Origin of the sequence: Methylocystis sp., assembly GCF_050246715.1 — a bacterium.
GTDB lineage: Bacteria > Pseudomonadota > Alphaproteobacteria > Rhizobiales > Beijerinckiaceae > Methylocystis.
Map to the genome: position 1 here is coordinate 24,009 of NZ_JBFWVN010000043.1, position 6,467 is coordinate 30,475.

At 61.7% G+C, this 6,467-nt stretch carries 4 protein-coding genes; 3 read left to right on the forward strand and 1 reads right to left on the reverse strand.

Going from position 1 to position 6,467, the window contains the following annotated elements:
- Positions 1-113 precede the first annotated feature (113 nt).
- Genes AB7I51_RS13330 through AB7I51_RS13340 form a run of 3 tightly spaced genes read left to right on the forward strand, consistent with a single transcriptional unit; the run spans position 114 to position 5,790 of the window.
- The gene (locus tag AB7I51_RS13330) at positions 114-1,235 is read left to right on the forward strand and encodes a TolC family protein (RefSeq protein WP_428406266.1); all 1,122 of its coding nucleotides are present in this window, start codon (positions 114-116) and stop codon (positions 1,233-1,235) included.
- Entirely contained in the window at positions 1,232-2,608 is a 1,377-nt protein-coding gene (locus tag AB7I51_RS13335; protein ID WP_428406267.1) for an efflux RND transporter periplasmic adaptor subunit, read from the forward strand. The genes AB7I51_RS13330 and AB7I51_RS13335 overlap by 4 nt, the downstream gene beginning before the upstream one ends.
- Positions 2,605-5,790 carry an efflux RND transporter permease subunit gene (locus tag AB7I51_RS13340; RefSeq protein WP_428406268.1) on the forward strand — a complete coding sequence of 1,062 codons (3,186 nt, stop codon included), beginning with the start codon at positions 2,605-2,607 and terminating at the stop codon, positions 5,788-5,790. The genes AB7I51_RS13335 and AB7I51_RS13340 overlap by 4 nt, the downstream gene beginning before the upstream one ends.
- Positions 5,791-5,862: 72 nt before the next feature.
- Here the strand turns inward: AB7I51_RS13340 and AB7I51_RS13345 are convergent.
- The coding region (locus AB7I51_RS13345) for an OmpA family protein (protein ID WP_428406269.1) at positions 5,863-6,467 on the reverse strand (605 nt) is incomplete at its 5' end.

Below are 6,467 nucleotides of genomic sequence, written 5' to 3' on the forward strand. Positions count from 1 at the left end.
TGCAACGCTTCCGTTTGCCACTAATTGCAACCCTGATCTTGAACCTATCGATTGCGTCCGCGGCACCCGCCGAGCGTGACCTTCCCGGCGCAACGGCCGAAAGCGTCGTTGCTTTGGCAAAAAAACTTAGCCCCGAGATGGCCGCCGCGGTGCTCGATGCAGATTCCGCCGCCCATCGCGTCGGCGCCGCAGGCGTTCAGCCGGATCCCGTGGTCACGTTACAGGCTTGGGACGTGAACAGCCGTGGTGTCGGTCAGCGGTGGTTCGGCGCACAGCAGACGTTCAGGCTTTGGGGGAAGACTGATCTGGAAAGGGGCGTCGCCGAAGCGGACGCTGACGCCGCCTGGCATCGCAGTCACGCAATTGAGATTGATCTCGTCGCGCGGATCAAGACCGCCTTCGCCCAATACAATGCCGCGCAGCGCGCGGTGGAATTGTCGAAGTCGCTGAAGCAACGGGTCGACCAACTGCTTGAGCTGTTGCGCCTGCGTTATGGCGCAAGTTCAGTCGAGCAAGAGGATGTCATCAAGGCGGAGCTCGAAGCCGCCAACGCCGCCGCGGATGTCGCGCGCCGCGAAGGGGAAGCGAAATCTGCGGCCGCGAGGTTGAACGCCTTGATCGGGCGCGACGCGCGCGCGCCGCTTGCCGCACCCAAGGGTTTTCCCTCTCTCAAAACAAAACTGACGCTTGCCGGCGTTCAGGACCTCGCACGAGCGTCCAATCCGCAGCTCGCCGCCACGCATGCTCAAGTGCGATCCGCAACAACGGCCAAGAAGCTCACCGATCTGAATTACTATCCGGACATCACCGCTGGCGCGAACTTCGTGCAACGCCAGACCGGCGAAAACAGCGGCATGTTTATGCTCGGCTTTACTGTGCCGCTACAATATGAGGCGAAGGACGCCGAACAGCGGGCGGCGAGCGCCAGTGTTGGGGCCGCGCAGGCGCGCAACGAGGCGCTCCGCATCCGCCTCGACGGCGAAGTCGCTGAGGCATGGTTCAGGCTCGAGGCCGTCCGCAAGGCGATCAGGATATTCGAACAGCGACAGCTTCCGCCGGCGAAACTGTCGATCGACACGGCGCGCAGCGGATTCGACGCGGGCACGACGAGCCTGGCCGCGCTCCTCGACTCAGAGCGTCGCCTGCGCGCCATCGAGCTGGAGCTCCTCGGCTTGAAAATCGAGGAGCAGAGTAGATACGCCGACCTCGAACGCCTCGCCGGAGGCTCGCTATGAAGGGCGTAAAGCTTATTTTCGGAGCGGCCCTCGCCGTGGCGGCGTTCGGCGGCGCCGGCATCATGCTTTGGCGCGCCCAGGAGCCGGCGCGCGCGCCTGCCGAGACCCATGTCGGAACCGGGCCGGTGATCTACTACCGTGATCCCGATGGGCCTTTCTACTCGGCCGAGCCGAAGAAGAATGCAGCCGACAAGGACTATGTCGCCGTCCGCGCCAGCGAAGACGTCTCCTTCGAAGACAGGCCGCCTGCGCCCGGCCATCAGGAAAGCCACGGCCGTCGCATCCGCTATTACCGCAACCCGATGGGACTCCCCGATACCTCGCCTGTTCCGAAGAAAGACCCGATGGGAATGGACTATGTGCCCGTCTATGAAGACGAGACGCAAGACTCCTCCACGGTCGTTATCAGCGCCACCAAATTGCAAAAGACGGGGGTGCGTTCGGAGCCTGTCCAGCGTCGGACGATCGCCGTGCCTGTTCGGGCGTCTGGACGCGTCGACTTTGATCCGCGACGCATGTCGGTCGTGTCGCTTCGTTTCGAGGGATTCGTCGAATCTGTCGAGAAGTTCGCCGAGGGCGACTATGTGCGCAAGGGCCAGCCGCTTATGCGCATCTATGGGCCCGACCTCTCCAACGCCGCGGCCGAATATGTTGCGGTGTTGAACGCCCACTCGTCGGCGCGAATCGAAGGCGCGCGGCGGCGGCTCGCCAATCTTGGCCTCGACGACGCCATGATCGCCGCTATTGCGCGGAGCCGCCACGTCCCCCGCGTCATCACATGGCCGGCGCCGCAGGACGGCCACATCATCGAACGCAAAGCCTTGAGCGGCATGCGCGCGGCGCCTGGAGAAATGCTGTTTCGCATTGTCGATCATAGCGTCGTGTGGCTGCTGGCGGATATTCCCGAGCGAGATGTGGGATCGGTTGGAGCGGGCCAGACGGCGATCATCCGCACCAGGTCCTACCCAGATCGGCCCATCAAGGGACGCGTCGCGCTTATCTATCCCCATCTCAACATGGAAACACGCACTGCGCGCGTGCGCATCGAGCTACCGAATACGGATGATTTGCTGCTCGGCGACATGTACGCCGACGTCGAGATCGAGACCGGCGGCAAGGGAAAGGTCCTCGCTGCGCCGGAAAGCGCGATTATCGACGCGGGCAAGCGACAGGTCGTGCTTCTCGACAAGGGCGAAGGCCGCTTCGAGCCGCGACAAGTCAAGATCGGCCGTCACGGAAACGGCTATGTGGAAATCGAAAGTGGCGTCGCCGAAGGAGATCGCGTCGTAACATCCGCCAACTTCCTGATCGATGCGGAGAGCAATCTGAAAGCGGCCCTGGAGGCGCTCGATCATAGCGAGGCGGGCAAATGATCGGGCGGCTTATCTCCTGGTCGGCGCGCAATCTCGTGCTGGTGTCGGTTGGGACCTTCTTTGCGATCGCCGCCGGCCTTTATTCGCTGCGCACTCTGCCGCTGGACGCCATCCCGGATCTTTCGGACGTGCAGGCGATCGTCTTTACCGAATATCCGGGACAGGCGCCGCAAGTCGTCGAGGACCAGGTCACCTATCCGTTGGCGAGCGCGATGTTGACGGTTCCGCGGTCGAAGGTGGTGCGCGGCTTCTCCTTTTTTGGCGTCTCCTTTGTTTATGTGATTTTCGAAGACGGGGTGGACGCCTATTGGGCGCGTTCGCGCGTGCTCGAATATTTGAGCGCAGTGACAAAACTCTTGCCGGCGGGCGCCTCGCCGGTTCTCGGTCCTGACGCGACCGGCGTCGGCTGGGTCTATCAATATGCGCTCATCGCAAAGCAAATGACTCTTGCCGAATTGCGCTCGCTTCAAGACTGGACGCTGCGTTACGGGCTCGCAAAGGCCGAAGGGGTCGCCGAAGTGGCGAGCGTAGGCGGCTACGTGCGACAATACAATATTGTCGTCGATCCAAACCGGCTGCGCGCCCTCAACATTCCGCTTTCGAAGATTCGTGAAGCCGTTCGCGCCAGCAATGCCGATGTCGGCGGCCGAACGGTGGAGCTTTCGGAATTCGAGTTTATTGTTCGGGGACGGGGCTATCTGAAAAACCTCGCCGATCTCGAAAACATCGTTTTGCGCGCCGGTGAGGGAACGCCTCTCCTTCTCAAGGATGTCGCGCGAGTCGAGCTCGGACCGGATGAGCGGCGCGGCGTCACCGAGCTCAACGGCGAGGGCGAGGTCGCGAGCGGAATCGCCTTGCAGCGTTACGGCGCCAACGCCCTCACCGTCATCGACAATGTTAAGGCGGCGCTGGGGCAGATCACGCCAAGCCTTCCCAAGGGCGTTGAGATTTTGCCAGTCTACGACCGTTCCGAACTCATCTACGCCGCGATCGAAACCCTTCGCGGCACGCTTGTCGAGGAAAGCGTCATCGTTGCGCTTGTTTGCGTCATCTTCCTCTTGCATTTCCGCAGCGCGCTGGTCGCGATCATCATGCTGCCGGTCGGCGTGCTCATGGCCTTCGCGGCAATGAAGGCTCTTGGGCTCGGGTCCAACATCATGAGCCTGGGCGGCATCGCCATCGCCATCGGCGCGATGGTCGACGCCGCGATCGTGATGATCGAGAATGCTCACAAGCGGCTGGAACGGGCTGCGCCCGATACGCCGCGCCTCGACATTCTAATTGATGCGGCGACTGAAGTCGGTCCGGCGTTGTTTTTCAGTCTGCTCATCATCACGGTTTCGTTCCTGCCTATCTTCACACTGGAGTCTCAGGAGGGCCGGCTATTCAGCCCGCTGGCCTATACAAAGACTTTCGCCATGGCGTCAGCGGCGCTGCTGTCCGTCACGCTCGTGCCCGCATTGATGGCGATTTTCGTTCGCGGAAAGATCGTCTCAGAGGAAAAAAACCCGATTAATCGGGTGCTGATCTCTGTCTACCGACCGATCATCCGCCTGGTCATGGATGCGAAAGTTCCAACGATCCTTCTGGCCGTCGGCGTTCTTGTCGTCACGATCCTTCCCGCGCGCCAGCTCGGCTCGGAGTTCATGCCGTCGCTCAATGAAGGCGCGCTGCTCTATATGCCGACGACCCTCCCAGGTCTTTCCGTGACCAAGGCTGCGCAGCTGCTGCAGACGCAGGACCGGATCATTAAATCCTTTCCCGAAGTGAGATCAGTTTTCGGCAAGGCCGGCCGCGCATCGACGGCGACCGATCCCGCGCCGCTCGAAATGTTCGAGACCATCATCAATCTCAAGCCGAAGGACGAATGGCGGCCAGACGTCACGATCGACAGCCTCGTCGCGGAGATGGACGCTGCATTGCAGTTCCCGGGCGTTTCCAACGCTTGGACCATGCCGATCCGCAACAGGATTGACATGCTCGCGACCGGCATCAAGACGCCGGTCGGCGTCAAGATCATGGGCAATGATCTTTCGAAGCTCGAAGGGCTCGCGCGGCAGGCCGAAAGAGTGATTAGGGGCGTGCGCGGCGCCGCGTCCGCCTACGCCGAGCGCGTGATGGGCGGATATTATCTCGATATCGAGCCGGATCGGGCGGCGCTTGCGCGCTACGGATTGATGATCGACGACGTGCAGGCCACAATCGCGACGGCGCTCGGCGGCGAAGTCGTGGCCACCACGGTCGAAGGACGCGAGCGCTATGGCGTCAACATCCGTTATCCCAGGGACTTTCGTTCGAGCCCTCGCGCGATCGCGAGCGATGTCCTCATCTCGCTGCCCGGCGGCGGAACCATCCCGCTTGGCGAGGTCGCCAGGGTTGATCTGGTCCGCGGCCCCACCTCCATCCGCACGGAAGATGGACAGCTCGCCGTCTACATCTTCGTCGATATCCGAGACCGCGACATCGGCAGCTTTGTAGCTGAAGCTCAAAAGGCCGTCAGCGAGGCAATCGATTTTCCCGCCGGCTCCTATGCCGTCTGGAGCGGCCAGTTCGAATATTTGCAGCGCGCCGAGACACGCATGCGCATCGTTGTTCCGGTCACGCTCTCGATTATATTCCTGTTGCTCTACCTAAACTTCAGGCGAATGACCGAGACATTGATCGTCATGCTCTCGCTGCCTTTCGCCCTCGTCGGCGGCGTCTGGCTGATGTGGCTCATGAAATTCAACATGTCCGTCGCTGTTGGCGTGGGCTTCATCGCGCTCGCCGGCGTCGCCGCTGAAACCGGCGTCGTCATGCTGATTTATCTCGACGCAGCGATGAACGAAGTCGCCGAAGCGCGCACCAAGCAAGACAAGTTGTTCACCAAGGCTGATCTTCGCGACGCCATCATGCTCGGCGCCGTTGAACGGGTGCGCCCCAAGATGATGACGGTCGTCGCCATCATGGCGGGTCTCGTGCCGATATTGTGGAGCACGGGCGCGGGCTCGGAGGTGATGCAGCGTATCGCTGTTCCGATGATCGGCGGCATGGTCTCCTCCACGCTGCTGACGCTTATCGTGATCCCGGCGATCTATGCGCTGATCAAAGGCATAGGATTGCCCGTGACGGAACTCGAAAGCAGCCAAAAGATGCGGGTTCTGGAATCCGAGCCGCCGCCACAAGCCGGCTCAAGCGCCTGATCTATTGAGCGGCGGCCGGACAGTAGCTCGGCGTCAGGCCTTGCAAGCGTTGCGACAGTGAGCCCCAGTTCGCTACTTTGCGATCACGCCCAGGGAGACGCGACGATTTTTCCTTCGTCCGTCTTCGGTGTCGTTGCTCGCGATAGGATGCGCCTCTCCATATCCTTTCGCCTCGATGCGCGAACCGTCCGCCCCCATGCGCATCAGCTCCCGGCGTATGAACTCGGCGCGCGCCTGCGAAATTTTCTGGTTCGCCTTGGCGGCGCCAACGTCGTCGGTAAACCCGCCAATGACGACGCGCGCCTGAGGATAGGCGGCGAGGATTTTGGCGATGTTGCGCAGCTGTTCTTGAGGGCCCGGTCGCGGCGATCTCCGGCCCGAGTCGAACACAAGACCGTCGAGATCGAACCGGGTGATTTCCTTTGATTGAGCGGTTCGATTCTCTAGAAAAGCAAGCAATCTTGCCTCGACGTCGCTTTTGGACAACGTCAACTCGACGCCATTGGGAAGGACCTTCGCGACGCGCTCGCCAAGAGCTACATTCTTTTTCGCCGCCTCGACCTCGGGCTGTTTCATCGCTTCGTGAGGCGTCGCCTCTGTTTCGCTAGAAGCTGACGGAGGCTTTGCGGGCGGGGGCATTGCCGCCTGAGGCGCTGGAATGGTCTCAAGGCTCTCGG